This is a genomic window from Stappia sp. TSB10P1A, assembly GCF_900185725.1.
In the GTDB taxonomy this organism is placed as follows: Bacteria; Pseudomonadota; Alphaproteobacteria; order Rhizobiales; family Stappiaceae; genus Stappia.
This window is the reverse complement of record NZ_FYAU01000024.1, coordinates 441,045-467,556: the sequence shown is the minus strand read 5'-3', so window position 1 is coordinate 467,556 and position 26,512 is coordinate 441,045. Positions and strand designations below refer to the sequence as shown.

Genomic DNA, 26,512 nt, shown 5'->3' with positions numbered 1-26,512 from the left:
CCTCGCCGCCCCCGCGGGGGCGTCCGGCCCGCAAGCCCGCCGCCAGCGGCGGCGACGGCGGCGGCCTCGACCTTGGCGCGGTCAAGGGCGGCGGACGCGGCAAGTCGCGCGCCAAGCGCCAGCGCGGCGGCCTGACCCGGTTCTTGCGGCGCGGCCTCTACTGGAGCTTCGTCCTGTGCATCTGGGCCGGCATCGCCGGCATCGGCGTCCTCATCTATTACGCCGCCTATCTGCCGCCGACCTCCGAATGGAAGGTGCCGCAGCGCCCGCCCAATGTGCGCATCGTCGCCTCCGACGGCACGTTGATGGCCAATCGCGGCGACACCGGCGGCGAGGCGGTGCGGCTGGAGCAGTTGCCGCCCTATCTGCCGCAGGCGGTGATCGCCATCGAGGACCGGCGCTTCTATTCGCATTTCGGCCTCGACCCGCTCGGCCTCGGCCGGGCGGTGGTGACCAACCTCACCTCCGGCCGGCTGGCGCAGGGCGGCTCGACGCTGACCCAGCAGCTTGCCAAGAACCTGTTCCTGGAGCCCGACCGCACCCTGCGGCGCAAGGTGCAGGAGGCGGTGCTGGCGCTGTGGCTGGAGACCAACTACTCCAAGGACGAGATCCTGGAGATGTATCTCAACCGGGTCTATTTCGGCGCCGGCGCCTATGGCGTCGATGCCGCCGCCCGGCGCTATTTCGGCAAGTCGGCGCGGCTCATCAGCGTCTCCGAGGCGGCAACGCTGGCCGGCCTGCTCAAGGCCCCCTCGCGCTATGCCCCGACCCGCAATCCGGACCTTGCCCAGGATCGCGCCGCCACCGTGCTGGCGGCGATGGCCGAGGAGGGCTATCTCAGCGACGCGGAGGCGCGCGATGCCCTTGCCGCGCCGATGCGCGTCGTCACCCACCACACCTCGGCCAGCGAGAACTATGTCGCCGACTGGGTGATGGAGCGGCTGCCCGGCTATGTCGGCGCCATCGAGACCGACATCATCGTCGACACGACGATCGATCTCGGCCTGCAGATCATCGCCGAGGATTCCCTGCGCCGGGCGCTGTCGGAGGAAGGCGCCAAGCTCGGCGTCGGCCAGGGCGCCATCGTCACGCTGGACGGATCGGGCGCGGTCAAGGCGCTGGTCGGCGGCCGCGACTATTCCGAGAGCCAGTTCAACCGCGCGGTCAATGCCAGGCGCCAGCCCGGCTCGGCCTTCAAGCCCTTCGTCTATCTCGCCGCGCTGGAGCGCGGGCTGACGCCGGCGACCGTGCGCGTCGACGAGCCGGTCAGGATCGGCAAATGGGCGCCGCAGAACTACACCAAGACCTATCGCGGCCCGGTGACGCTCACCGAGGCGCTGTCGCTGTCGCTCAACACCGTCGCCGCGCGGCTGGCGGAAGAAGTCGGCCCGCGCGCCATCATCCGCGCCGCCCGCAAGCTCGGCATTTCCTCGCCGCTCGCCTCCAACCTGTCGATCTCGCTCGGCACCTCGGAAGTGACGCCGCTGGAGATCGCCGCCGCCTATACGCCCTTCTCCAATGGCGGCTACGCGGTGGTGCCGCATGTCATCCGCTCGATCCGCACGGTCGACGGCAAGGTGCTCTATGCCCGCGCCGGCGACGGTCCCGGCCGGGTCGTCGACCATGCGACGCTCGCCGACATGAACATGATGATGGCGCAGACCCTGATGACCGGCACCGGCAAGATCGCCCATCTGGAGGGCCGGCCGGCCGGCGGCAAGACCGGCACCAGCCAGGATTTCCGCGACGGCTGGTTCATCGGCTATACCGGCACGCTGACCACCGCCGTCTGGCTCGGCAATGACGACAATTCGCCGACCAAGCGCGCCACCGGCGGCTCGCTGCCCGCCAAGATCTGGAAGGACGTGATGCAGGCCGGCCACCAGGGCCTGCCGGTCGCCAGCCTGCCGGGCGTCTCCGACCGGCCGGTGCGGGTCGCCGAGCCCGCCACCACGCCGCTCGACATGCCGATGCGCGACATCCCGGCCGAGGGCGATCCGGCGCGGCGGCTGCCGCCGATGCAGGACGGCGAGGGCGGCGGCGGCCCGCTCGACCTCATCAACCGGATCTTTGGAGGCTGACCTTCCCCGGCTGACCGGGCCCAGGCGCCCGCCTCAGGTGGCGGAGCGCGCCCGGCGGCTCGCCAGCAGCGCCAGCAGCGCGCCAAAGCCGTTGACGGCAATGACCAGCGCCAGCGGCAGGGCGGTGGCGCCATGGGTGGCGCCGACGCCGATGCCGACCAGCGCGGCAATGCTCATCTGGCTGATGCCCATCAGCGAGGAGGCGCTGCCGGCGCGGTCCGGGAAGGGCATCAGCGCCGCCGCCTGCGCCTGCGGCAGGGCAAGGCCGACCCCCACCATGTAGAGCATCATCGGCAGGATCACGGAGAGCGCCGAGGGCGCGGCGAGAACGGCGGCGATCATCACCGCGCCGCCCAGCGCCAGCAGCACGCAGCCGCTGAGGATCGTCGCTTCCGCGCCCCGTCGCGGCGCCAGCCGCTGGCCGATCAGCGTGCCGACCACATAGGCGCCGGCGCAGACGCCGAAGGCGATGCCGTAGAGCTGCGGGGTCAGTCCGAAAATGTCCTGCAGCACGAAGGACGAGCCGGAAATGAAGGCGAAAAGGCCGGAGAAGGTCAGCGTCATCACCGCCAGATAGGCGGCGTAGGCGCGGTGGCGCAGCAGCCCGCCGAAGCCGGACAGGACGGCGCGGACGGAAAAGGGCGCGGTCTCGCGCGCCCGGATCGTCTCGGGCAACCCGCGCCAGACGCTGGCGACCACCACGGCGGCGAAGGCAACCGAGACCAGGAAGACGAAGCGCCAGCCGCCGGCCGCCGCGATCAGCCCGCCGAAGAACGGCGCGATCGCCGGGGCAAGGCCCATGATCGAGCCCATGCGGGCGAGTTCCTGGCCCGCGCGCGAGCCCTCGTAGAGATCGCGCACCACGGCGCGCGCCAGCACCACCGGCCCGGCGGCGCCGAAGGCCTGGCAGAAGCGCGCGACGATCAGCACCTCGACACTCGGCGCCAGCGTGCAGGCAAGGCTGGCGAGCGCGTAGATCGCAAGGCCGGCGATCAGCCCCGGCTTGCGGCCGACCCTGTCGGCGAGCGGGCCGTAGACCACCTGGCCGACGGCGAAGCCGACGAGGAACACCGACAGGGTCAGTTGCACCGAGGCGTGGGTCGCCTCGAGATCGCGCAGGATCGAGGGCAGCGCCGGCAGATACATGTCGGTGGAGATCGGGCCGAGCGCGGTCAGGCTGGCGAGCAGGATGGTGAGCGCCCAGGTGTCCGGCTTGAGCATGCGAGCGGCCTTCGTGCGGGGGCGCCGGCCGCGCGGGCGGGCGGGCGCCGTGTGGGAGGCGGCTGCGGCGGGTGTTGCGACCGCCTCAGCCGTAGAGATGCAGGCGGCCGCCCTCGCGCTTCAGCCAGACGCGCGCCTCTTCCGTGTGCGGGGCCAGGCGGCGGCAATGGGCCCAGAAGCGCGGGCCGTGGTTCATCTCGGCAAGATGAGCGACCTCATGGGCAGCGACGTAATCGAGGATCGAAGGCGGCGCAAGCACAAGCCGCCAGGAGAAGGAGAGCCGCCCGTCCGCCGTGCAGGAGCCCCAGCGGCTGCGGGTGTCGCGCAGGGTGAGGCCGGTGGGGCGGCGTCCGAGCGCCGCCGCGTGGCGCGCCACCGCGGTCTCCAGGTCCCGCCGCGCCTCGCGCTTCAGCCAGTCGGTGAGCTTGCGGGCAATGTGCTCCTCGGCGCCGGGCACCAGCAGGTGGCCGATCGCGCCGGCCTCGTCATCGGCCTGCGTCTCGCGCCGCACCAGCCCGCGCAAGCCCCCCGCTGCAACGATCCTGTGCGCCGCCCCGCGCAGCGGGATCACCCCGCCTTCGACGAAGGGCACCGCCTCGGGCCGCTCGCCCAGCCGCCCGGCGAGCCAGCCGCGCTGGCGCTGCGCGAAGTCGCGCGCGGTGGCAAGGCTGCCGCCCCTCGGCACGGTCAGCACCGGCGGGCCGCCATCGGCCGGCACGCGCAGGATGTAGCGCTGCGCCCGCGGATTGGCGCGCAGCGCGATGCGCTGCATCCGCCCGTCGATCTCCAGGGTGATCTCCTCGGGCAGGGCCGGCTGGCGGCGCAGGCGGAAGAAGGAGCTCACGCGCCAGCCAGTTCGTCGAAGCGCTTGCGGACGGTGCCGCTCAAGGGGTTCTTCGCGCTCCAGCGGTAGCGGATCGTCTCGAAGCGCATCGAGCGCGCGTCGATCAGCAGCAGCCGGCCGAGCAGACCCTCGCCGAAGCCGGCGATCTCCTTGATCGCCTCCATCGCCTGCAGCGTGCCGACAATGCCGGTCAGCGCGCCGAGCACGCCGGCCTCGGCACATGTCGGCAGCAGCCCGTCCGCCGGGCGCTCGGGGAAGAGGCAGCGATAGGTCGGGTTCGGCGTGCCGTCCTCGGCCGCCTCATGCGGCTTCAGCAGCGTCAGCGAGCCGTCGAGCCGGCCGACCGCGCCGGTGACCAGCGGTTTGCCGGCAAAGAAACAGGCATCGGAGACGAGATAGCGGGTGGCGAAATTGTCGGAGCCGTCGATGACGAGGTCGTAGCGCGAAATCAGCGCCAGCGCGTTCATCGCGGTCAGCCGCGCCACATGCGGCTCGACCTTCACATGCGGGTTCAGCCGGGCGATCGCCTCGGCCGCGCTCGCCACTTTCGGCTCGCCGAGATGGTCGGTGTCGTGGATCACCTGGCGTTGCAGGTTGGAGAGCGACACGGTGTCGTCGTCGACGATACCGAGCGTGCCGACGCCGGCCGCCGCCAGATATTGCAAGACCGGCGCGCCGAGCCCGCCGGCGCCGATCACCAGCACCCTTGCGGCTTTCAGCTTCTGCTGGCCGGGGCCGCCGACATCCTGCAGGACGATGTGGCGGGCGTAGCGTTCGAGTTCTGCGGGCGAAAGCGGGGTCATCTGAGGGTCCGGCAAGGCAGCGAAAAGGGGCGGTCAGCGCAGCAGTCGGCCGACCAGCCGGGCGGTATAATCGACCATCGGGATGACGCGGGCATAGTTCAGCCGGGTCGGGCCGATGACGCCGAGCACGCCGATGATCCGCTCGTCCTGATCGCGGAAGGGCGAGACGACGATGGAGGAGCCGGAGAGCGAGAACAGCTTGTTCTCCGAGCCGATGAAGATGCGCACGCCCTCGCCGCCCTCGGCGGCGGTCAGAAGCTGGATCAGCTCGCGCTTGTTCTCCAGATCGTCGAAGAGCAGGCGGATGCGCTCTAGGTCCTGCTCCGCCTCCAGATGCGACAGCAGGTTGGAGCGGCCGCGCACGATCAGCGAGCCGGCCGCGTCGACCGCGCCGGAGCGGGTGGCGATGCCGGCTTCCACCAGCTTGGCGGTCAGCGCGTCCAGCTCCTTCTGGTGGCGGTCGCGCTGGGTCTCCAGCTCGCGCCGCGCCTCGGCCAGGGTGCGGCCGCGGATCAGGCTGGTGAGATAGTTCGACGCCTCGATCAGGGCGGTCTGCGGCAGGCCGGGCGGCAGGTCGACGATGCGGTTCTCCACCGAGCCGTCGTCGCCGACCAGCACGACCAGCGCCTTCAGCGGCTCGATCCGGACGAATTCGACATGGCGCAGGCGCACATCCGCCTTGTGGGTGAAGACGACGCCGGCGCCGCGCGACAGGCCGGAGAGCATCTGGCTCGCCTCGGTCAGGAGCTGCTCGCTGGTGCGCTCGCTGCGCGCCGCCTTGACCTGGATGTCGATCTGGTCGCGCTCCTCGCGCGTCAGGTCGCCGACCTCCAGCAGCGCGTCGACGAAGAAGCGCAGGCCCCCTTCCGTCGGCATGCGCCCGGCCGAGGTGTGCGGCGCGTAGAGCAGGCCGGCATGTTCGAGGTCGGACATGATGTTGCGGATCGAGGCCGGCGACAATTGGATCGAGGGCAGCCGCGACAGGTTGCGCGAGCCGACCGGCTCGCCGGTGTCGAGATAGGATTCGACGATGGCGCGGAAGATCTCCCGCGACCGCTTGTCGAGATCGCTCAGGCTGACGGACGGCACACCCAGCGTCACGTTCGCGCTCCCCGGTTCAGCAACTCCAGCTTCCGCACCTTGACATCCTGCCTTGCCGCCAACGCGGCCGACTTCCGCGAATATAGTGCGGCCCGCCCGCGATTGCCCATATCAAAGGCGCCGACCGGCCGGCGAGGCGGGACAAGCGGCAGACAGGCATTTCATTCCTGTCCCATATTGGATTAAGAGGGACGCGGAACAGGAGCAAGGGGCATTGGCGCCCCGAGCGGCAGGCTTTGAAGGGGATCGACATGCGGCCATCCAAACGCGCGGCGGACGAGCTGCGCGCCGTGACGCTGGAACGGAGCGTTTCCAAACACGCGGAAGGCTCGTGCCTGGTCAAGTTCGGCGACACCCATGTTCTGTGCACCGCGAGCCTGGAAGAGCGGATTCCGCCCTGGCTGCGCGGCCAGGGCCGCGGCTGGGTGACCGCCGAATATGGCATGCTGCCGCGCGCCACCGGCGAGCGCATGCGCCGCGAAGCGTCCTCCGGCAAGCAGTCGGGCCGCACGCTGGAGATCCAGCGGCTGATCGGCCGGTCGCTGCGCGCCATTGTCGACCTGCCGCTGCTCGGCGAGCGGCAGATCTCGGTCGATTGCGACGTCATCCAGGCCGATGGCGGCACCCGCACCGCCGCGATCACCGGCGCCTGGGTCGCCCTGCATGACTGCATCGAGTGGATGCGCGCCCGCGACATGCTCGCCGGCAAGGTGCTGAAGGACCATGTGGCGGCGATTTCCTGCGGCATCCATGGCGGCCAGGCGGTGCTCGACCTCGACTATCTCGAGGACTCCGACGCCGATACCGACGCCAATTTCGTCATGACCGGCGCCGGCGGCATCGTCGAGATCCAGGGCACGGCGGAGGGCGCGCCCTTCACCGAGGCGCAGTTCGCCGAGCTGATGGAGCTCGCCAAGTCCGGCATCGCCCGGCTGGTCGACCTGCAGAAGATGGCGATCTCGTGAGGCGCGCATGACCGACACCGCATCCACGCCCATCCGCCGGCTCGAGCCCGGCCGGATCGTGCTGGCGAGCCACAATCCGGGCAAGCTGCGCGAATTCGCCGAGCTGATGGCGCCCTACGGCTACGAGGTCGTCTCGGCCGGCGCGCTCGGCCTGCCCGAGCCGGAAGAGACCGGCACCACCTTCGAGGCCAATGCGGAGCTGAAGGCGCGCGCCGCCGCCGAGGCCTCCGGCCTGCCGGCGCTCGCCGACGACAGCGGCTTCTGCGTCGTCGCGCTGGACGGGGCGCCGGGGGTCTATTCGGCTCGCTGGGCGGGTCCGGAGAAGGACTTCGCGATGGCGATGCGCACCATCGAGGAAAAGCTGCAGGCCGCCGGCGCGCTGGATCCGGCGGACCGCCGCTCGTCCTTCGTCGCCGTGCTCTGCCTCGCCTGGCCGGACGGCGAGGTCGCCCTGTTCCGCGGCGAGGTCGAGGGCACCGCCGTGTGGCCGCCGCGCGGCAGCGGCGGCTTCGGCTATGATCCGATGTTCCAGCCGGACGGCCACGCCCGCACCTTCGGCGAGATGTCGGCGGAGGAAAAGCACGGGCAGGCCGGCGCCGCGCTGTCGCACCGCGCCCGCGCCTTCGCGGACTTCTCCGCGCGCTGTCTGGAGGCATGATGGCAGAGGCGGACGGCGGTTTCGGCATCTATGTGCATTGGCCCTTCTGCGAGGCCAAATGCCCGTATTGCGACTTCAACAGCCATGTCCGCCATGCCGGCATCGACCAGCCGCGCTTTGCCGCCGCCTTCGAGCGGGAGCTTGCCTATTTCGCCGCACGCACGCGCGGGCGGCGGGTCGAGTCGATCTTTCTCGGCGGCGGCACCCCGTCCTTGATGCTCCCCTCGACCGTCGGCCGCGTGCTCGACGCCATCGCCGGCCTGTGGGAAATCTCGCCGACCGTCGAGGTGTCGATGGAGGCCAACCCCTCCTCGGTGGAGGCGGAGCGGTTCCGCGGCTATCGCGCCGCCGGCGTCAACCGGCTGTCGCTCGGCGTGCAGTCCTTGCGGGACGCGGACCTGAAGCGCCTTGGCCGGCTGCATGACGCGGATCAGGCGCGCGCGGCGATCGGCATCGCCCGCTCGACCTTCGAGCGCATCTCCTTCGACCTGATCTACGCCCGGCCCGACCAGGATGCCGCCGCCTGGCGCGCCGAGCTGGAGGAGGCGATCGGCCTTGCCGCCGACCACCTGTCGCTCTACCAGCTCACCATCGAGCAGGGCACGCCCTATTTCGAGCTGCACCGCGCCGGCAAGCTGGTGGTGCCCGATCCCGACACCGCCGCCGATCTCTACGACCTGACGCAGGAGATCTGCGCCCGCCACGGCATGCCGGCCTACGAGGTCTCCAACCATGCGGTGCCCGGCGCCGAGTGCCGGCACAATCTCGTCTATTGGCGCTATGGCGACTATGTCGGCGTCGGCCCCGGCGCCCATGGCCGGCTGACCGGCGGCAACGGCAAGTTCGCCACCGCCACCGAGCGCCATCCGGAGACCTGGCTCGCCGCCGTCGAGGCGCGCGGCGAGGGGTTGGTGGAGGACGTGTCGCTGACCCGGGAGGAGCAGGGCGACGAGTTCCTCCTGATGGGCCTGCGGCTGGTGGAGGGCGTCGACCTTGCCCGTTTCGAGGCGATTTCCGACCGCCGGATCGATCCGCGCCGCGTCGCCGACCTCATCGAACACGGCATGGTGGAACGACTCGGCGGCACGCGGATGCGGGTCACGCCGGCCGGTTTGCTCGTATTGGATGCGGTCGTCGCAGATCTTGCATCGTAATTTTTTACGATATCTCCTGAAAATTGACGGCTCCGGCAACTTTTTTCCACCGCGTTGCCGATTTGCGCAAGATCCTGTCTTGGCTTGCGTTTTCAGGGACATCCGGAGGAGATTCCGGCGGCAAGGGCCGCACTTCCGGTATTCCGTCACCGCATGACCGGCCGGAGACCGTCCTGCCTGTTGAAGCGGCCTTCATCTTTGTCATATTATTTTTGCAATGCGACAAAAGGCAGCCGTCCATGCTGCGCTGCCTCACGGAGATTGCGAGGTCGGTCACGTGTTCTACCAGGTCTATGAATTCAATCATGCGGCGATGAGTCCGCTGCGGGCGAGCGCCGACATGGCGCGCCTGTATTTCCAGAACCCGCTCAACCCGCTCTCGCACACCCCGATCGGGCGCTCGGTCGCCGCCGGCTGCGAGTTGATCGAGCGGATGACCCGGCGCTACGGCAAGCCGGAATTCGGCCTCACCCAGACCACCGTCAGCGGCGTCAAGGTGCCGGTGCGCGAGGAGATCGTCTGGAAGAAGCCGTTCTGCAACCTCTTGCATTTCGACCGCAAGCTCGGCGAGCGCAAGCACAAGGGCCCGCGCATCCTGATGGTGGCGCCGATGTCGGGCCACTATGCGACGCTGCTGCGCGGCACGGTCGAGACGATGCTGCCGAGCGCCGACATCTACATCACCGACTGGATCGACGCGCGCATGGTGCCGCTCACCGAAGGGCGCTTCGATCTCGACGACTATATCGACTATGTCATCGAGATGCTGCACTTCCTGGGGCCGGACACCCATGTCATGGGCGTCTGTCAGCCGTCGGTGCCGGTGCTCGCCGCCACGGCGGTGATGGAGGCGCATGGCGACCCTTGCGCCCCGGCCAGCGTCACCCTGATGGGCGGGCCGATCGACACGCGGATCAACCCGACCGCCGTCAACGATCTCGCCGAGAGCAAGAGCATCGAGTGGTTCGAGCGCAACGTCATCATGAAGGTGCCGTTCCCGCAGCCGGGCTTCATGCGCGACGTCTATCCGGGCTTCCTGCAGCTTTCCGGCTTCATGAGCATGAACCTCGACCGCCACGTCAACGCCCATCACGAGTTCTTCCAGCATCTCGTCTCCGGCGACGGCGACAATGCCGAGAAGCATCGCGACTTCTATGACGAATATCTGGCGGTGATGGACCTCACCGCCGAGTTCTACCTGCAGACGGTGGAGACCGTGTTCATCCGCCACGCGCTTGCCAAGGGCGAGCTGCGCCATCGCGGCGAGCTGGTCGACTGCGGCGCCATCCGCCGCTCGGCCCTGCTCACCGTCGAGGGCGAGAAGGACGACATCACCGGCCGCGGCCAGACGATGGCGGCGCACAACCTGTGCGTCAACCTCGCCCCCGACATGCGCGCCCATTACATGCAGCCCGATGTCGGCCATTACGGCGTGTTCAACGGCTCGCGCTTCCGCTCCGAGATCGCCCCGCGCATCCTCGACTTCATGCGCAGCCATGCCCAGCTTCCGGCGACCCCGCCGAAGGCCGACGTGAGGGCAAAGCCGGCCAGGGCGTCGGGCAAGGTCTCCGATCCGCTGGCCGAGGTGCTGCTGGCGACGCCGCGCGGCGTCGCCGACGACCTCACCGCCATCGGCGGCATCGGCCCGAAGCTGCAGACCGCGCTGAACGGCGCCGGCATCTTCCACTACTGGCAGATCGCCGCGCTCACCGACGAGCAGATCGCCGCGCTCGACAGCCGCCTCGACTTCCGTGGCCGCATCGACCGCGACGGCTGGATCGAGCAGGCCCGCAAGCTCGCCGAGCAGCCCGCCACCCACTGAGCGAGACATGAGCGTCCTCGCATGAGCTCCTGGCTCATCGCCGTCGACGGCGGCGGCAGCACCTGCCGCGCCGCCCTTGCCGGCCCTGACGGCGAGATCGTCGCGCGCGGCCTCGCCGGCCCGGCCAATGTCGCGACCGACCCGGGGCAGGCCGCCGCCAATATCCTTGCGGCGGCGGGCGCCGCCCTTGCCGAGGCCGGCCTGCCGGCGGAGGCGCTCGCGGATTGCCCGGCGCTGCTCGGTCTTGCCGGCGCCCGCCAGCTCGGCCGCGACGGGCGTTCGCTGCTCTCCCTTCCCTTTGCGCAGGTGGAGCTCGTCGGCGACGGCGAGATCGCGCTGGAGGGCGCGCTCGGACCCGATGACGGGATCATGGCGATCCTCGGCACCGGGTCGGCCTTTCTCGCCCGCCATGGCGGCGAGATCCGCAGCGTCGGCGGCTGGGGCGTGCATCTCGCCGACCAGGGGGGCGGCGCCCGGCTCGGCCGCGAGGCGCTGAAATCGGCGCTGCTGTCGCGCGACGGGGTGCGCCCGCGCGGAAGGCTCGCCGAGACGCTGCTTGCCGCCTTCGGCGACGATCCGGCGCGCATGGTCGCCTTCGCCGCCACCGCCCGCCAGGCGGATTTCGCCCGCCATGCCCCAGTGGTCTTCGATGCCGCCAAGGCCGGCGACGGCGAGGCCGAGGCGCTGCTTTGCGCTTTCACGGCCGAGGTCGAGGAGATGCTCGGCGCGCTGGTCTTTCCCTCCTGCCGGCGCATCGTGCTGATGGGCGGGCTTGCCCCCTTCTATGCGGCGCGCCTCGCGCCGCGCTTTGCCGCGCATCTCGCCGCCCCGCTCGGCGATGCGCTGGACGGCGCCGTGCGGATGGCGCGGCGGGCGTTCTTCGCCGCCTGAGGCCCGCCGGCAACGGGCCCTGCGGTTATGCAAATGCCCTGAAATCTCATTTTACATCACCTTTTGCGTGGCCCACCCTGTCGGTCATGCCAAGCCGGCCTGCGCTCCGGACGGTACGCGCGCCGTCCGAAAACCGATTCAGGTTTTCGGGCCGATGCTGTAAGAGCAGGGGCGGAGCAGAGCCAGGTGGGCCGGCGTGGAGGCGGCGGCCCGCGGTTGGGAGGAACGAGATCCGATGAGCCAGTCTTCGGGGCGCCACTCTTCGGGGCACCAGTTTTCGGGACGCCAGTCTTCGGGACGCCTGGCCGTCGAACGGCTGCTGGAGCGGCTGTCCGCCTGGCTGGCGATCGCCGGCGGCGCCGCGCTGGTGGCGCTGACCGTGATCACCGTCGTGTCGATCGCCGGCCGGGCGCTGATCTTCGCCGGCCTCGGGCCGATCCCCGGCGACTACGAGCTGGTCGAGGCCGGCACCGCCTTCGCCATCTTCGCCTTCCTGCCCTGGTGCCAGTTGAAGCGCGGCCATGTCACCGTCGACCTGTTCCTCGCCCGCTTCGGTGCGCGCCTCAATGCCGGCGTCGACCTTGTCGCCAACATCCTGATGACGCTGGCGAGCGGCCTGATCGCCTGGCGCCTGTGGCTCGGCATGCTCGACAAGAAGGCTTATGGCGAGACCACCTTCATCCTGCAGTTTCCGCTGTGGTGGCCCTATGCCGCCGCGCTGGCCGGGGCGGGCTTCGCCGTCGTGGTCTGCGCCTATACGGTCTGGCGCAGCCTGGACGAGACCCTCGCGCGGCCCGTTGCCGCCGGCCGGGAGTAAGACGACGTGTCATCCCTCGAATACGGCCTGTGGTCGATCCCGGTCCTCCTGCTGCTGATCTTCCTGCGCCTGCCGATCGGCCTCGTCATGCTGATGGTCGGCATCGCCGGCACGACGCTGGTCACCGGGAGCACGGTGCCGATCCTCGCCCAGCTCAAGTCGCTGGTCTACAGCACCTTTTCCAACTACTCGCTGTCGATCGTGCCGCTGTTCCTGTTGATGGGCCAGTTCGCCACGCGCGGCGGCATGTCGCGCGCCCTGTTCCGCGCCGCCGAGACCATGGTCGGCCACCGGCGCGGCGGCGTCGCCATGGCGGCGGTCGCGGCCTGCGGCGGCTTCGGCGCGATCTGCGGCTCCTCGCTCGCCACCGCCGCGACCATGGGCCAGGTCGCCCTGCCCGAGATGCGGCGCTGCGGCTATTCCGGCGCCCTGTCGACCGCCTGCCTTGCCGCCGGCGGCACGCTCGGCATCCTCATTCCGCCCTCGGTGGTGCTGGTGATCTACGCCATCCTGACCGAGCAGAACATCGCCAAGCTGTTCGTCGCCGCCTTCATTCCGGGCATCCTCGCCGCCCTCGGCTACATGCTCACCGTCTCGCTCTATGTGCGCTTCCGCCCGGACAGCGCCGGCAGCCGCGACAAGGCGAGCCGCGCGGAGCAGATCGCCGCGCTGATCGCCGTCTGGCCGGTCATGGTGATCTTCGTCGCGGTGATCGGCGGCATCTATTCCGGCGTCTTCACGCCGACGGAAGGGGCGGCGGTCGGCGCCGCCGGCACCGGCATCGTCGCCCTCATCAATGGCGGGCTCGACCGCAAGGGGCTGGTGGAGTCCTTCCTGTCGACCGCCAGCGCCACCGGCATGATCTTCTTCATCGTGCTCGGCGCCACGGTCTACAACGGCTTTCTCGCCTTCTCGCAACTGCCGCAGCAATCGGCGGCCTATGTCGCCGGGCTCGGGCTCAGCCCGTGGACCGTGCTCGTCGTCATCCTGATCTGCTACCTGATCTTCGGCTGCATCATGGATTCGCTCTCCATGATCCTGCTGACGATCCCGATCTTCTTTCCGATCGTCGCGGCGCTCGACTTCGGCCTGCCACCGGAAGAGTTCGCCCTGTGGTTCGGCATCATCGTGCTGATCGTCGTGGAGGTCGGGCTGATAACGCCGCCCGTCGGCATGAACCTCTTCGTCATCAACTCGATGGCGCCGAACGTGCCGCTGTCGCAGACCTTCCGCGGCGTCGTGCCCTTCATCGCCAGCGACATCGTGCGGGTGGCGATCCTGGTGCTGTTTCCGGGCCTGACGCTCGTCCTGGTGCGGCTGCTCTACTGACGGGGCCGCACGGCCCCCTCAAGCTCACACCTTCGCCGGGTCGAAGTCCGGCAGACGCAGTTCCTTCAGCATGTACCACTGGTCGAGATTGTGCCGGACGACAGGCTCGAAATGCCGGTCGAGCGCCGCGATCCCGGCCATCGTGGCGCTCTCGGGCACGCCCTCCCGCCGGAAGTCGAGCGGCGCGCCGACATGCACCCGGTAGCTCGCCACGCCTGAGCGCAGCACATGGATCGGCACCACCGGCGCCCCGGTCTTCAAGGCCAGCTTGATCGCGACGGAGGCATTGCCGCGCAGCGGCAGCGGCCGGCCGAAGGCCGGCAGGTGGATCTGCCGCTCGCGCACCTCGTCGACGAAGAGGATCGCGTCGAAGCCCTCTCCCACCACCAGCCGGTGCAGGTGCCGGGCCGAGCGCTGGCCGGGCGGAAACACATAGAGCCCGTAGCGGGCGCGAAGGTCGTGCAGGATGCGGTTGGCGGCGGGCGAGGGCTCCGGCTGCCAGGTGCCGACCGCCTCGCGGCCGAAGGTGTTGAGCACGGTCTCGAAACACAGTTCGAACGGACCCAGATGGACACAGGCGAAGATGACGGGCGCATCCGCCGGCAGGCAGGCCAGCGTGCCGTGCGGGTCGTCGACCTGCAGCCGCCCCGCCGCGCGCAGCCGCTCGACCGTCGCATATTCGGCCATAACCGCGCCCGCTTGCCGCCACCAGCGCCGCACCGCCGCCGCCTGCTCGGCCGGCGCAAGCGGCGCGTCCGGGTGCAGCCGGGCAAGCGTCCAGACAAGCCGGCGGGCATAGATTCGCCGCCGCTGCAGATGCTGAACGGGCGCGGCGAGCGCCCGGCCGAGGCGCGGGGCAAAGCCCACCGGCAGGCGGCGCAGCGCCGCGTGGATGGCGCGCTTGGCCGGCCCGAGCACCGGTTCGCGGTGCCAGGGCTCGCCCGGCACCTCGCGCGCATGGGTTTCCTCGAAGGCGACCGGGGGAGTGCGCCGGCGGCCGCGCACGGCGGTCATGGCCGGGGCGGCCTCACGCGCTCGGAGCGCGCGACTGAAGCCGCATCGGCAGCGTTTCGCCCGGGCGCAGGGTCAGCCGGCAGACCGGCTGCACGTCGGTGCCCGGCTCCAGCCGCGCCTCGAAGCCCTGGGCGAGGATCGCCAGCGACAGGATCGATTCCGTCAGGCCGAAGGCGAGCCCGGCGCAGATGCGCGGGCCGATGGCGAAGGGCACATAGCCGAATTTCGACTGGCCGCCGCGCGTCGCCCCCAGGAACCGTTCCGGCTCGAAATGATCGGCGCGCGGCCAAAGCTCCGGATTGCGATGCAGCAGCCAGGGCACGACCATCACCAGCGAGCCCTTCGGCGTCGCCACGCCGCCGACCGTCTCGTCGGCCAGCGCCTCGCGGGCGAGGATCGGCACGGGGGGATAGAGCCGCAGCGTCTCCTCGATCACCGCGCGGGTATAGGGCAGGCGGGCGACATCGTCATAGGTCGGCATGCGGCCGGCCAGCACCGTGTCGAGCTCGTCCTTCAGCGCCGCGCGCGCCCAGGGCGCCTGCGACAGCAGGAACCAGGTCCAGGCCAGCGTGTTGGCCGTCGTCTCGTGGCCGGCCATGAAGATCACCGCCGCCTCGTTGCGGATCGCCTCGCGCGACAGCGGCTTGCCGTCCTCGTCGCGGGCGTCGAGCAGCCCGCCGATCACCGAGGTCTCGCCGTCGCGGCGGCGCGCCTCGTAGCTGGTGATGATCTCGTCGAGCACCCTGTCGATGCGCGCGACCGCCTGACGGATGGCGCGGCCGCGCCGGCGCGGCAGCCAGTCGGGCAGGCCGAGCAGCGAGATCAGGTCGATCTGGTCGATATGGCGCTGGTAGTCGGTGAAGCTGTTGACCACCTCGGCGGCATAGTCGCGCCCGAGCTGGCGGCCGAAGATGGTCCGGCAGATGATCTCCGCCGTCAGGTGGGCCATCTCCTGCAGCATGTCGACCGGCGCATCGGGACCGGCCGCCTCCCAGGCGGCGCGGCGCTCGGCGATGGTCTCCGCCATGACGGGGAAAAAGTCGCGGACCTTCGAGGCGTGGATGATCGGGCCGACGATCTGGCGGCGCCGGCGCCAGGTCTCGCCGTCGGAGATGAACAGGCCGTCGCCGAGCAGCGGTTCCAGCGCGTGGCGCATCTGCGCGCTCTTGCGCTCGAACGTATCGTGCTTGCGCACGAAGGCCTCCTGCACCAGGTCCGGGCTGTTGCAGACGAAGATCTGCTTGCGCAGCACGGCGACCCGCAGCCACGGCTTGGCGAAGGCCGAAGACGGCCAGACCGAGAGGAAGTTGCGGCGGGCAAGACCGATCAGCTTCCAGACCGGCGGCGGCGCCGTCGGCCGCATCGGGCAGGGCGGTACATAGGTGCCGGGCGCCTTTGCCCCGACGTCCGGCGCCGGAGCCTCGGCGGTCGCGGACGCGGCTCCACCATGGCCGGCGACCGGGCAGCCGGCAGCCGGGTTATCCCCGGTCCTCTCCCCGTCTATGGTTCCTGTCGGTCGCTGCATGGGTTCTGTCCGGGGTCTTGTCGGGGTCTTGTCGGGGTCTTGTCGGGGCGCCTGTCCGACCGGGGGGCGTTTCGTCCCTCCCTTATGGCAAACCTGGCGACCGGCTCCAAGTCCGGCCTTTGGGCAATTTCGAGACGCGATTCTCGAAATTTCGCGAAATTGAGAGCGAATTTCGCAAAATCCGTCTCGAAATTCTCAAAATCCACAAACGTCCGAAAAACCTTACTTTCCAGGCGCGTAAGCCGCCGGATCGAGTGTTTCCGGCCGTCCGTCGAGCGACAGGCGGGTGATCGCCGGATCGCTCTGCGCGATCACCTTGCCGCGCCGCACGACGGCCAGGCGACGCGCCCGCAGGCGGATCGCCTCGATCGTGTCGGCCGCCTGCAGCAGCACGAAATCGGCGTTGCAGCCGGGCGCGAGGCCGTAGCCGTCGAGCCCCATCGCCCGCGCCGGGTGGGTCGTAACGCATTCAAAAGCATAGCGGATCTCGTCGCGGCTCATCATCTGCGCGACGTGCAGTCCCATCGAGGCGACCTCCAGCATGTCGCCCGATCCCATCGAGTACCAGGGGTCCATGACGCAGTCGTGGCCGAAGGCGACATTGATGCCGTGCTTGCGCATTTCCGGCACGCGGGTCTGGCCCCGGCGCTTCGGATAGGTGTCGTGCCGACCCTGAAGTGTGATGTTTATCAATGGGTTGGCGATGGCGTGCACCTGCGCCTCGGCGATCAGCGGCAGGAGCTTCGAGACGTAATAATTGTCCATCGAGTGCATCGAGGTGAGGTGCGATCCGGCGACCCGGCCATGGAGGCCGAGGCGCTGCGTCTCGCAGGCCAGCGTCTCGATATGGCGCGACAGCGGGTCGTCGCTCTCGTCGCAATGCATGTCGACCATCAGGCCGCGCCTGGCCGCGATCTCGCACAGCGCCCGCACCGAGCGCGCGCCGTCGTCCATCGTCCGCTCGAAATGCGGGATGCCGCCGACCACGTCGACGCCCATGTCGAGGGCGCGGATAAGATTGCGCTCGGCCTGGGGCGAGCGGTAGAGCCCGTCCTGCGGGAAGGCGACGAGCTGCAGGTCGATATAGGGCGCGACCTTCTCGCGCACCTCAAGCAGCGCCTTAACGCCGGTGAGCTTGTCGTCGCACACGTCGACATGGCTGCGGATCGCCAAAAGCCCTTGCGAAACAGCAAGATCGCAGTATCTCAGCGCCCGCTCGACCACCGCCTCGACGGTGAGCAGCGGCTTCAGCTCGCCCCACAGGGCGATGCCTTCCAGCAGCGTGCCGCTCTCGTTCATCCGCGGCAGGCCGAGCGACAGGGTCGCGTCCATGTGGAAATGGCTGTCGACGAAGGGCGGGGATACCAGCCGGCCGCCGGCCTCGATCACGCGCCCCGCCTCGCCCGAAATGCCGGGCTCGACGGCAGCGATGCGGCCGTCCCGGCAGGCGATGTCGATGCGCTCGCGGCCGTCGGGCAGGGTCGCGTTCTTGACGAGAAGATCGAAGGACATGGGCGGCGTTTTCCGGAATCGGCGCAAGGCTCGGGGCGGGTTCGCCGCAGTTTCGGCCGCAACCGCGCCGGTTTCAAGCGCGGTCGCGACCCTGCCTCACTTTACAGCGACCGGGCGATGGCGTCCGGGGCTTCCCAGCCGCGACGCTGGTCGTACTCGCCGCGCTCATGGATGACGTTGGCGCGCCCGACCAACAGATCGTCGACGCGTCCGATCCGCTCGCCGTCCTTGTCCTTGTAGGGCATGGCGTGCAGCACGTAGCGCATGGCGTTGAGCCGCGCCCGCTTCTTGTCGTCGGACTTGATCACCGTCCAGGGCGAATCGGCCGTATCGGTGTGGAAGAACATGGCTTCCTTGGCCTGGGTGTAGTCGTCCCACTTGTCGAGCGAGGCAAGGTCGACCGGGGACAGTTTCCATTGCTTGAGCGGGTGGACGTTGCGCTCGCGGAAGCGGCGGTTCTGCTCCTCGCGGCTGACCGAGAACCAGAACTTGATCAGATGGGTGCCGCTGCGCACCAGGTTGCGCTCGAACTCCGGCACCTGGCGCAGGAACTCGCGATACTCCTCTTCGTTGCAAAACCCCATGACCCGTTCGACGCCAGCGCGGTTATACCAGCTCCGGTCGAACAGGACGATCTCGCCGACGGTCGGCAAGTGCCTGACATACCTCTGGAAATACCACTGGCCGCGTTCGACCTCATTGGGCTTTTCCAGCGCCACGACCCGCGCGCCGCGGGGATTGAGATGCTCCATGAAGCGCTTGATCGCGCCGCCCTTGCCGGCGGCGTCGCGGCCCTCGAACAGGATCACAACCCGCTGGCGGGCATCCTTGACCCAGGACTGCAGCTTGAGCAGTTCCGTCTGCAGAGTGAACTTCTGGCGCTCGTAGTCGCGCCGCAGCATCTTGAAGCGATAGGGATAAGCGCCTTCGCGCCAGTCGGCGGACAGCTCGTCGCTGGTCCGTCGCGGCGTGCCGGCGGCCTTGGGCAGGCCGAGCGCCCGCCGCATCACGCCGGCATCGTCGGGCGAGGCGCCCTCGAGGATCGCGTCAAGCCCCTCGTCACTCGTGCCGATGTCCTGCGAGGCGATCCGCTCGACCGCGGTCACTTCGCTTTCCTGCGCGGCAACGACCCGCTGCTCCGAAAGTCCCGAGAGATCGACCCGCCGCCCGCGCCGGCCGGAGCCGGCGGGAGGGCTGGTGTCCGGTTCGGCGAGCGGGTCCGCTGCTGCCTGCCTGCCACGTGTGTCGGATACCTGCCGGTCGCTGTCTGTCACGCGCGCCTCCTCCTGCCGCAAAACCGATGCGCTCCGCCGGCCGCAAGGCGGTCCGGCGGAGGTCGCTGGGTCAGCCTGCACACTTTTGCGGGATTCGCCTTGACCGGCATCAAGCGCGCTGCGCGAAACTCAATAGGGCAGGCCGACATAGTTCTCGGCGAGCGCCTGGCGGGCGGCGCGGGAGGAGGCGAGATAGTCGAACTCCGCCTCCTGCATGCGGGCGGCAAAGGCGCCGCGATCGGGAAAGGCGTGCAGCGTCGTCGTCATCCACCAGGAAAAACGCTCGGCTTTCCAGACCCTTGCCAGCGCCCGGTCTGAATAGGCGGCAAGACCGCTGTCGTCGCCGCGCCGGTAATGGGCGGTCAGCGCCTCGGAGAGATAATGGATGTCGGAGGCCGCGAGATTGAGGCCCTTGGCGCCGGTCGGCGGCACGATATGGGCGGCATCTCCGGCAAGGAACAGCCGGCCGAAGCGCATCGGCTCGGCGACGAAGGAGCGCAAGGGCGCGATGCTCTTCTCGATCGACGGACCGGTGACCAGGCGGCCGGCGATGTCGGCGGGCAGGCGGGAGACCAGTTCCGTCCAGAAGCGATCGTCGGACCAGTCTTCGACCTTCTCGTCGAGCGGGCACTGGACATAGTAGCGGCTGCGCGTGCGCGAGCGCATCGAGCACAGCGCGAAACCGCGCTCGTGGCCGGCATAGACCAGTTCATCATGCACCGGCGGCACGTCGGCGAGCAGCCCGAGCCAGCCGAACGGATAGACCATCTCGAACAGCCGCAGCCGGTCGGCGGGGATAGACCGGCGCGAGACCCCGTGAAACCCGTCGCAGCCGGCGACGAAATCGCATTCGATGCGGTGATATCTTTCGCCGAGGCGGAAGGTGACGAAGGGCCGCCCGCCCTCCAGATCGTGCAGTTGAACGTGCTCCGCCTCGTGCAGCACCGTGCCGCCCATGGCATCCCGTGCTTCGTAAAGGTCGGCCGTCACCTCGGTCTGGCCATAGACCATAACGGTCTTGCCCTCAGTGAGATCGGCAAGGTCGATGCGCAGGCGCCGGTCATGGAACGAGATCTCGACGCCGTCATGGACAAGCCCCTCGCGGTCCATGCGGGCGCCGACGCCGGCCCGGCGCAGCAGGTCGACCGCCCCCTGTTCCAGCACGCCGGCGCGGATCCGCGACAGAACATAGGCGCGGGAGCGGCGCTCCAGCACCACATTGGCGATGCCGGCAAGATGCAGAAGCTGGGACAGCAGCAGGCCGGAGGGACCGCCGCCGACAATGACGACCCCGGTGCGGGCGGGAACGTCGGCGGGGCTGCAGCCGGAAAGATCGGGGGTCATGCGCACGGATCCTTGACGCGATCGGCCCGCGAGCGGGCCTGCCAGTGTGCCGAGAATGGGCGCGAAGCACTGGACAAGGGAATGCAGAATTCGGTCAAATACAGGGATGAATCGAACATTCCAGGCTGCGCCGGATTACGGACTCTATGGGGAACCGGTGGGATCCGGCTTTCCCGACATGCTCCATATCGAACATCTCTCGGTTCGCAGCGGACCCCGCCGCTGGCGCATCGCCCGGCACCGGCACCCCTCGCTGCATCAGCTCTTCTGGATCGAGCGGGGCGGCGGCGTGCTGCTCGGTGAGGGGGGCGAGAGCGCGCTGGCCGGCGGCGACGTCCTGAACATGCCGGCAGGCGTTGCCCATGGCTTCCGCTTCCTGCCGGGCAGTGCCGGCATGGTGCTGACCCTGCCGCTGGCGGTGTTCGAGCCGATCCGCGCCCGCATCGATCCGCAGGGGCGGCTGCTTGCCCCGTGCCGGGGCCGGGCGCGCACTGCGCCGCCGGAGATGGAAGCGGTCCAGGCGGAGTTGCTGGGGCGGCGGGCGGGGCGGGACGAGGCGCTGGCGGCGCTGGCGGCACTGACCTTCATTTGGGTGCTGAGGCGGCTCGACGCGGGTCCGGACATGGCAAGCCCGGCGGCCAGCGGCCAGGCGGCGGCGCGGCTGGCGGCGCGTTTCCAGGCGCTGGTCGACGCCCATTACCGGCACTGGCACGGGCTCGGCCCCTATGCCGCGGCGCTGGCGGTGACGGTGCCGCACCTGACGCGGGCCTGCCGACAGGTGCTCGGCCAGCCCGCCTCCGCCGTGCTGCGGGGGCGGCAGATGCTGGAGGCGCGGCGGCTGCTCGCCTACACTCAGACAAGCGTCGCCGACATCGCCTATCGGCTCGGCTTTGCCGATCCGGGGCATTTTTCCCGTGTCTTCTCGGCCGCCACCGGCCTGTCGCCGAGCGCCTTCCGCGCCGGCTTCACCTCCGGCGCGGACTGAAGCGCCACGCCCTCACAAGGCCTGTTCGAGCCGTCCGACGAGCTGGCGCAGCATCTCGACGCGGGCGAAGCGCTTGTCCTCGGCGGCAACCAGATGCCAGGGCGCGAGGCGGGTCGAGGTGCGGTCGACCATGTCGCCGGCGGCCTCGGCATAGTGATCCCATTTCAGCCGGTTGCGCCAATCGTCATCGGTGAGCTTGAACTGCTTGTAGGGGACCTCCTCGCGCTCCTTGAAGCGGGCAAGCTGTTCCTGCCGGCTGATCGCCAGCCAGAACTTGACGACGATGGCTCCGGCATCCGCGAGTTCAGCCTCGAACTCGTTGATTTCGTTGTAGGCGCGCGACCAGGCCGCCTCGCTGCAGAAGCCCTCGACCCGCTCCACCAGCACCCGCCCGTACCAGGATCGGTCGAAGACCGCCGCATGGCCACGGCGCGGCAGCCGGTTCCAGAACCGCCAGAGCCAGGGATGGGCGTGCTCCTCCTGGCTGGGGGCGGCGATGCGGTGGACACGATAGCGGCGCGGATCGAGCGGGCGAATCAGGCGGCGGATGGCACCGCCCTTGCCGGCCGCGTCGTTGCCCTCGAAGGCGACGACCAGGGAACGGTCGCGAAAGGCCTTGCGGTCGACAAGACGGGCGAGCTCGTCCTGCAGGCGGTCAAGTTCGGTGCGATAGCGGTGGTTGGACAGGCGGGCGCCGAGGTCGACCGCCTCCACCGCGCTGCGTCGCTCGACGCGGGCAACCACGGCCGGCAGCGCCAGCGGATCGGCGGGGGCGGCCTCCAGCCGGCGGCGGATCGCCATTTCGACGCAGCGGCCCAGCGCCAGGTCGCGGGCCCGCGGCTCATCGCTGGGGATGACGATCCAGGGGGCGATCGGCGTGGAGGTGGCGAGCGCCGCCTGCTCGAAGGCCGCCTGGGCGCCGGAGGCATGGGCGATGTCGGTCCATTCGGCAAGGATGCGGCGGGCGCGGCCCTTTCTGCCGAGCCCCTTGAGCCGGCGCTTCTGCATCGCCGGCGTCAGCGAGAACCAGAATTTCAGCACCAGCACGTTCTCGCGGGCGAGCAGCCCCTCGAACCGGTTGATGCGGGCGAGGCGGCGCTCGAACTCGGCCTCGCCGATCTCGCCCTGGACGAAGCAGCGCAGCGGCTCGTTGTACCAGGAGGAGACGACGATCGAGGTCTCGCCCAGCGCCGGCAGGTCGCGCCAGTAGCGCCACAGGTCCGGACGGCCGCGCTCCTCGTCGGTCGCCTCGTCATAGGCGTTGCAGGTGACATAGCGCACGTCCAGCCATTCGTGCAGGCGGGCGATGGCGTCGTTCTTGCCGGCGCCGTCGACGCCGGCGATGACGATCAGCACGGAGAAGGGCTTCTTTTCGATCACCTCGAGCTGGGCGGCGAGCAGCTCGGTGCGCAGCTTCGGCTCGAGCGCATCGAAATCGGTGCGCGACAGGTCGACGGGAAGGGAAGCCGACTGGAACACGGGCACACGTCTCCTGCTGTCTTGTTTTCAAGCACCGTTTGATCGAGCACAAGGTGCCGTGCCCGGCGCCGCGATGCAATGGCGCCGCCGTCCGCACCGATCATGACCGCCGGGCCAGCCTTCGGAGCGCACAGGGAAAAATGCGTCTTGCGAGGATTGGCGAAGCAGGCCGCAGGACGTACATGTAGCGGGCCGCGACCGGGGAAATCCACCCCTCGCCAGCCAGGAACCAGTTCATGCCGGGCCGCGTCTCGTGACGGACCTTCTCAACCAGCTTGTCGCCTTCATCGGCGAGAACCCGACCCTCGCCAATGCGGTCGTGTTCCTGATCGCGATGGGCGAGGCGCTGTTCATCGTCGGCATGTTCGTGCCCTCCACGGTGGTGCTGGTCGGCGCGGGAACGCTGGTCGGCCTCGGCAAGCTCGATCCCTGGCCGATCCTGCTGTGGACGACGCTCGGCGCCATCGCCGGCGACGCGATCTCCTACTGGGTCGGGCATGTCTACAAGGACCGAATCAAGTCGGTCTGGCCGTTCAACCGCTACCGGACGCTGGTCGAGCGGGGCGAGGCCTATTTCCGACAGCATGGCGGCAAGAGCGTTTTCATCGGCCGCTTCGTGCCGGGGGTGAAGGCGATCGTGCCGGGCATCGCCGGCATGGTCGGCATGCCGGTCGGCCGCTTCACCTTCATCAACGTCACCTCGGCGATCGCCTGGGCCATCGTCCATCTCGGCCCCGGCGTCATCGCCGGCACCGCCTTCAGCGCTCTCGGCGCGATCAGCGGCCGGCTGGCGACGGTGCTCGGCGTGCTCTTGGTGCTGCTGTTCGTCGCGGTGATGATCGCCCGCTGGCTGATCCTGATCGTGCTGCCGCTCTATGCCGGCAGCCGGCTGAGGACCGTCGAATGGCTGGGCCGGCACGAGAACCGCGTCAGCCGGTGGTTCGCCCGCATGCTCGACCCGGCGCATCCGCGCTCGGCCGGCATGATCGTGTCGGCGCTGCTGCTGATCGTCACGGTGCCGCTGTTCGTGGCGCTGGCCGCGGCGATCTCGCCCGACAATGGGCTGAGCCGCGCCGACACGGCGATCCGCAACCTGTTCCAGGACCTGCGCACCCCGGTCGGCGACGACATCATGACCTTCATCACCATGCTCGGCGACGGGGTGGTGATCGCCGCCGTGGCGGCGGTGGTGATCGCCTATCTGTTCGCCCGCAAGGCCTGGCGCCGGGCAACCGGGCTGATGATCGCGATCGCCGGCGCGGCGGTGTTCGTGCCGCTGTTCAAGATGCTGTTCCAGCGCGAGCGGCCGATCGACATCTACACCGGCGCCGACGCGCTGTCCTTTCCCTCCGGCCATGCGACGCTGACCGTGGTGCTGTTCGGCATCGTCGCGGTGCTGGTCGCGCACGACCGCTCTCCGCTGACCAAGGCCGGGATCTTCTCGCTGGCCGTGCCGCTGATCGGCGCCGTCGCCTTCTCCCGCATCTATCTCGGCGCGCACTGGATGAGCGACGTGGTCGGCGGCATCACCTTCGGCACGGCGATGGTCGCCGCCTTCGCCTTCGTCTTCGGCTCGGTGCACAACGAGAAGATCGGCCGCTGGTCGCTGGCGGCCTTGACGGCAGCGACGCTGTCGGTGGTCGGCGGCATTCACATGGCGCGCAATTTCGACCAGGCGCGGGAGATGTACCGCCCGAGCATGCCGGTGGAGATCCTGAGCGCGGACGAATGGCTGTCCGGCGGCTGGCAGAAGCTGCCGACGCACCGGATCGAACTCAGCGGCGAGCAGGAGGAACCGCTGATCCTGCAATGGAGCGGCGACCCGCAGGCGCTGGCCGAAGCCCTCGCGCAGGACGGCTACCGTCCGGCGCCCGGCTGGTCGCTCGTCACCTTCACCGGCTTCCTGACCGGACAGACGGCGGCGGAAGACCTGCCGACCCTGCCGCGCATCCAGAACGGACGCGGCGCCGATCTGGTGCTGGTGCGCCGCGACGGCGACGACACCGACGGCACGCAAGGCGGGCGCTGGGTGCTGCGGCTCTGGCCGACGCGCTTCGAGGTGATGACGCAGACCGGCGAACGGCTGCCGCTCAGGGTCGGCTCGCTGATTCACGAGCGCATCCTGCGGCCGCTCAACGAGTTGTCGGCCCCGCGCGCCGACCGCGACCTGCCGCAGGCGGACGAGAACCCGCTGAACGACCTGCCGGGGATCGTGCTGAGGATGCGGCGGGACGGCTCGACCGTGGCGCTGGGAGGACCGGCGGCGATGCGCCCGGCAAACCCGGCGGATCCGCTGCCGGATCAGGCTCCCGCTTCGACGCCCGGCGCGGAAGGGGCGGCGCAATAGATGCCGTAAAGCGCCTCGAGAACGGCAAGAACCTCGTCGCCGGCCAGCCGATAATAGACGGTCTGGCCGTCGCGACGGGCCTCCACCAGACCCTGGGCGCGCATCCTGGCGAGATGCTGGGACAAGGCAGACTGGCTGAGGCCGACCCGCTCGGCCAGCGCGCCGACGCAATGCTCCCCGCGCACCAGATGGCACAGCACCAGCAGGCGGCGGCTGTTGGCCATCGCGGCGAGGAGAGCGGCGGCCTCGTCGGCCTTATTTTCCATGTCTTGAATATTCATGCTTGCTAATTTATTGCCCCTTTATATATTTGCAATCCGAGGAAGCCCTGATGGGTCAGCAAGTCGCAACCACACAAGGTGCCATTGACACCGCAGGCTCTTCGTTCTCCCGAGATCTCCGCCACCCCCCGTTCCGCGAGACATCGACATGAGCGAGTTCACACCCTTTTCTTCCGCCGCCGGCGGCGCGCTGATCGGCCTCTCCGCCGTCATGCTGATGGCGCTGCTTGGCCGTATCGCCGGCATCAGCGGCATCATCGGCGGCCTGCTGCCCCCCTATGCAACCGGGTCCGTCGCGGCCGCAGAGCGGGGCTGGCGCCTGGCCTTCCTTGTCGGCATGATCGCCTCGCCGCTGGTGCTGCTGGCGGCAACCGGCAGCCTGCCCCAGATCGAGGTGCCCGTGTCGCTGCCGATGCTGGTGGCTGGCGGCCTGATCGCCGGTGTTGGCGTGTCCTATGCGAGCGGCTGCCCCTCCGGGCACGGCGTGTGCGGCATGGCGCGCTTCTCGAAGCGCTCGATCACCGCCACCTTGACCTTCATGGCGACCACGGCCGCCACCGTCTTCATCGTCCGCCACATCGCCGGAGCCTGACCGATGACCCGAATCCTTCCCGCCTTCCTCATCGGCCTGCTGTTCGGCACCGGCATCCTGCTGTCGGGCATGGCCAATCCGGCCAAGGTGCTGAACTTTTTCGACATCGCCGGAACCTTCGACCCCTCGCTCGCCTTCGTCATGGGCGCGGCGCTGATCGTCACGGTGATCGGCTACCGGCTGGTGATGGCCCGCCCGGCGCCGGTGCTTGCCGCCGGCTTCTCGCTGCCGGGCACCACCCGGCTCGACCTGCGCCTGATCGGCGGTTCGGCACTGTTCGGCATCGGCTGGGGCCTTGCCGGCTTCTGTCCGGGCGGCGTGGTGCCGGCACTCGGCCTCGGCCGCAGCGAGCCGTTCGTCTTCGCCGGCGCGATGGTGGCGGCGATCGCCGCGATCCGCCTCGTCGAAGCCTGGCGGGTGCGGCAGCCGCAGACCGCCTGAGCCCGCCTGACACGGCCTTTCACGAAACGACA

At 69.6% G+C, this 26,512-nt stretch carries 23 protein-coding genes and 1 pseudogene; 13 read left to right on the top strand and 11 right to left on the bottom strand.

The window, feature by feature from the left end:
• Window positions 1-2,081, top strand: a 2,081-nt coding sequence (locus TSB10P1A_RS10715) for a transglycosylase domain-containing protein (RefSeq protein ID WP_208987068.1), incomplete at its 5' end; no start/stop codon positions are given.
• A gap of 33 nt (window positions 2,082-2,114) precedes the next feature.
• On the opposite strand, the gene TSB10P1A_RS10710 is transcribed toward TSB10P1A_RS10715, so the two are convergent.
• The 4 genes from TSB10P1A_RS10710 to hrcA form a co-directional block, all read right to left on the bottom strand.
• Window positions 2,115-3,302, bottom strand: coding sequence for a multidrug effflux MFS transporter (locus TSB10P1A_RS10710; protein WP_186387891.1), 1,188 nt, complete (start codon window positions 3,300-3,302; stop codon window positions 2,115-2,117).
• Window positions 3,303-3,387: 85 nt separating this feature from the next.
• Window positions 3,388-4,074, bottom strand: a complete 687-nt coding sequence (locus TSB10P1A_RS10705; protein WP_186387924.1) for a M48 family metallopeptidase — start codon at window positions 4,072-4,074, stop codon at window positions 3,388-3,390.
• A 68-nt stretch (window positions 4,075-4,142) separates the two neighbouring features.
• Entirely contained in the window at window positions 4,143-4,949 is an 807-nt protein-coding gene (moeB, locus tag TSB10P1A_RS10700) for a molybdopterin-synthase adenylyltransferase MoeB (RefSeq protein ID WP_186387890.1), read from the bottom strand.
• A 33-nt stretch (window positions 4,950-4,982) separates the two neighbouring features.
• Window positions 4,983-6,050: a heat-inducible transcriptional repressor HrcA gene (hrcA, locus tag TSB10P1A_RS10695; RefSeq protein WP_186387889.1), complete on the bottom strand. Its 1,068-nt coding sequence runs from the start codon at window positions 6,048-6,050 to the stop codon at window positions 4,983-4,985.
• A 251-nt stretch (window positions 6,051-6,301) separates the two neighbouring features.
• Here hrcA and rph point away from each other — a divergent pair, with 251 nt between their 5' ends.
• The 8 genes and pseudogenes from rph to TSB10P1A_RS10660 all read left to right on the top strand — a co-directional run bounded on the left by rph (window position 6,302) and on the right by TSB10P1A_RS10660 (window position 13,686).
• Entirely contained in the window at window positions 6,302-7,015 is a 714-nt protein-coding gene (gene rph, locus TSB10P1A_RS10690) for a ribonuclease PH (protein WP_186387888.1), read from the top strand.
• 7 nt (window positions 7,016-7,022) lie between these two features.
• Window positions 7,023-7,673, top strand: coding sequence for an RdgB/HAM1 family non-canonical purine NTP pyrophosphatase (gene rdgB / locus TSB10P1A_RS10685; protein WP_186387887.1), 651 nt, complete (start codon window positions 7,023-7,025; stop codon window positions 7,671-7,673).
• Complete coding sequence (hemW, locus tag TSB10P1A_RS10680; RefSeq protein WP_208987067.1) at window positions 7,670-8,827, top strand: radical SAM family heme chaperone HemW; 1,158 nt, start codon at window positions 7,670-7,672, stop codon at window positions 8,825-8,827. Before rdgB ends, hemW begins: the two co-directional genes overlap by 4 nt.
• Before the next feature lie 277 nt (window positions 8,828-9,104).
• Window positions 9,105-10,649 (top strand): polyhydroxyalkanoate depolymerase, encoded by a 1,545-nt coding sequence (gene phaZ, locus TSB10P1A_RS10675; protein WP_208987066.1) that lies wholly within the window; start codon window positions 9,105-9,107, stop codon window positions 10,647-10,649.
• A gap of 21 nt (window positions 10,650-10,670) precedes the next feature.
• Window positions 10,671-11,540 carry a BadF/BadG/BcrA/BcrD ATPase family protein gene (locus TSB10P1A_RS10670; RefSeq protein ID WP_186387884.1) on the top strand — a complete coding sequence of 290 codons (870 nt, stop codon included), beginning with the start codon at window positions 10,671-10,673 and terminating at the stop codon, window positions 11,538-11,540.
• Window positions 11,541-11,806: 266 nt separating this feature from the next.
• A pseudogene (locus tag TSB10P1A_RS23990) lies at window positions 11,807-11,917 on the top strand (hypothetical protein); the annotation flags it as partial.
• On the top strand, window positions 11,908-12,357 hold the full coding sequence (locus TSB10P1A_RS10665; protein WP_371515087.1) for a TRAP transporter small permease: 450 nt from the start codon (window positions 11,908-11,910) through the stop codon (window positions 12,355-12,357). The pseudogene TSB10P1A_RS23990 and the gene TSB10P1A_RS10665, both read left to right, overlap by 10 nt.
• A 6-nt stretch (window positions 12,358-12,363) precedes the next feature.
• A complete protein-coding gene (locus TSB10P1A_RS10660; RefSeq protein WP_186387882.1) occupies window positions 12,364-13,686 on the top strand; it encodes a TRAP transporter large permease in 1,323 nt (440 codons plus the stop codon).
• Window positions 13,687-13,710: 24 nt separating this feature from the next.
• Here TSB10P1A_RS10660 and TSB10P1A_RS10655 read toward each other — a convergent pair whose 3' ends face one another.
• From TSB10P1A_RS10655 to pobA, 5 genes are all read right to left on the bottom strand, one after another.
• Window positions 13,711-14,700, bottom strand: coding sequence for a lysophospholipid acyltransferase family protein (locus TSB10P1A_RS10655; RefSeq protein ID WP_186387881.1), 990 nt, complete (start codon window positions 14,698-14,700; stop codon window positions 13,711-13,713).
• A 13-nt stretch (window positions 14,701-14,713) separates the two neighbouring features.
• Window positions 14,714-16,225 carry a cytochrome P450 gene (locus TSB10P1A_RS10650; RefSeq protein WP_208987065.1) on the bottom strand — a complete coding sequence of 504 codons (1,512 nt, stop codon included), beginning with the start codon at window positions 16,223-16,225 and terminating at the stop codon, window positions 14,714-14,716.
• 222 nt (window positions 16,226-16,447) lie between these two features.
• A complete protein-coding gene (locus TSB10P1A_RS10645; RefSeq protein ID WP_186387880.1) occupies window positions 16,448-17,737 on the bottom strand; it encodes an amidohydrolase family protein in 1,290 nt (429 codons plus the stop codon).
• Between the two features lie 101 nt (window positions 17,738-17,838).
• The gene (gene ppk2, locus TSB10P1A_RS10640) at window positions 17,839-18,843 is read right to left on the bottom strand and encodes a polyphosphate kinase 2 (RefSeq protein WP_244293074.1); all 1,005 of its coding nucleotides are present in this window, start codon (window positions 18,841-18,843) and stop codon (window positions 17,839-17,841) included.
• 297 nt (window positions 18,844-19,140) lie between these two features.
• Window positions 19,141-20,355 (bottom strand): 4-hydroxybenzoate 3-monooxygenase, encoded by a 1,215-nt coding sequence (pobA, locus tag TSB10P1A_RS10635; RefSeq protein WP_186387878.1) that lies wholly within the window; start codon window positions 20,353-20,355, stop codon window positions 19,141-19,143.
• 178 nt (window positions 20,356-20,533) lie between these two features.
• Here pobA and TSB10P1A_RS10630 point away from each other — a divergent pair, with 178 nt between their 5' ends.
• A complete protein-coding gene (locus tag TSB10P1A_RS10630) occupies window positions 20,534-21,340 on the top strand; it encodes an AraC family transcriptional regulator (RefSeq protein ID WP_186387877.1) in 807 nt (268 codons plus the stop codon).
• 12 nt (window positions 21,341-21,352) lie between these two features.
• Here TSB10P1A_RS10630 and pap read toward each other — a convergent pair whose 3' ends face one another.
• A complete protein-coding gene (gene pap / locus TSB10P1A_RS10625; RefSeq protein ID WP_186387876.1) occupies window positions 21,353-22,819 on the bottom strand; it encodes a polyphosphate:AMP phosphotransferase in 1,467 nt (488 codons plus the stop codon).
• A 253-nt stretch (window positions 22,820-23,072) separates the two neighbouring features.
• On the opposite strand from pap, the gene TSB10P1A_RS10620 reads away from it, so the two are divergent.
• Window positions 23,073-25,166 carry a bifunctional DedA family/phosphatase PAP2 family protein gene (locus tag TSB10P1A_RS10620; RefSeq protein WP_186387875.1) on the top strand — a complete coding sequence of 698 codons (2,094 nt, stop codon included), beginning with the start codon at window positions 23,073-23,075 and terminating at the stop codon, window positions 25,164-25,166.
• Here TSB10P1A_RS10620 and TSB10P1A_RS10615 read toward each other — a convergent pair.
• Window positions 25,121-25,432, bottom strand: a complete 312-nt coding sequence (locus TSB10P1A_RS10615) for a helix-turn-helix transcriptional regulator (RefSeq protein ID WP_244293066.1) — start codon at window positions 25,430-25,432, stop codon at window positions 25,121-25,123. The genes TSB10P1A_RS10620 and TSB10P1A_RS10615 overlap by 46 nt on opposite strands.
• A gap of 163 nt (window positions 25,433-25,595) precedes the next feature.
• Here TSB10P1A_RS10615 and TSB10P1A_RS10605 point away from each other — a divergent pair, with 163 nt between their 5' ends.
• Window positions 25,596-26,039: a YeeE/YedE family protein gene (locus TSB10P1A_RS10605; protein WP_186387872.1), complete on the top strand. Its 444-nt coding sequence runs from the start codon at window positions 25,596-25,598 to the stop codon at window positions 26,037-26,039.
• A gap of 3 nt (window positions 26,040-26,042) precedes the next feature.
• A complete protein-coding gene (locus TSB10P1A_RS10600; protein WP_186387871.1) occupies window positions 26,043-26,480 on the top strand; it encodes a DUF6691 family protein in 438 nt (145 codons plus the stop codon).
• Window positions 26,481-26,512 lie beyond the last annotated feature (32 nt).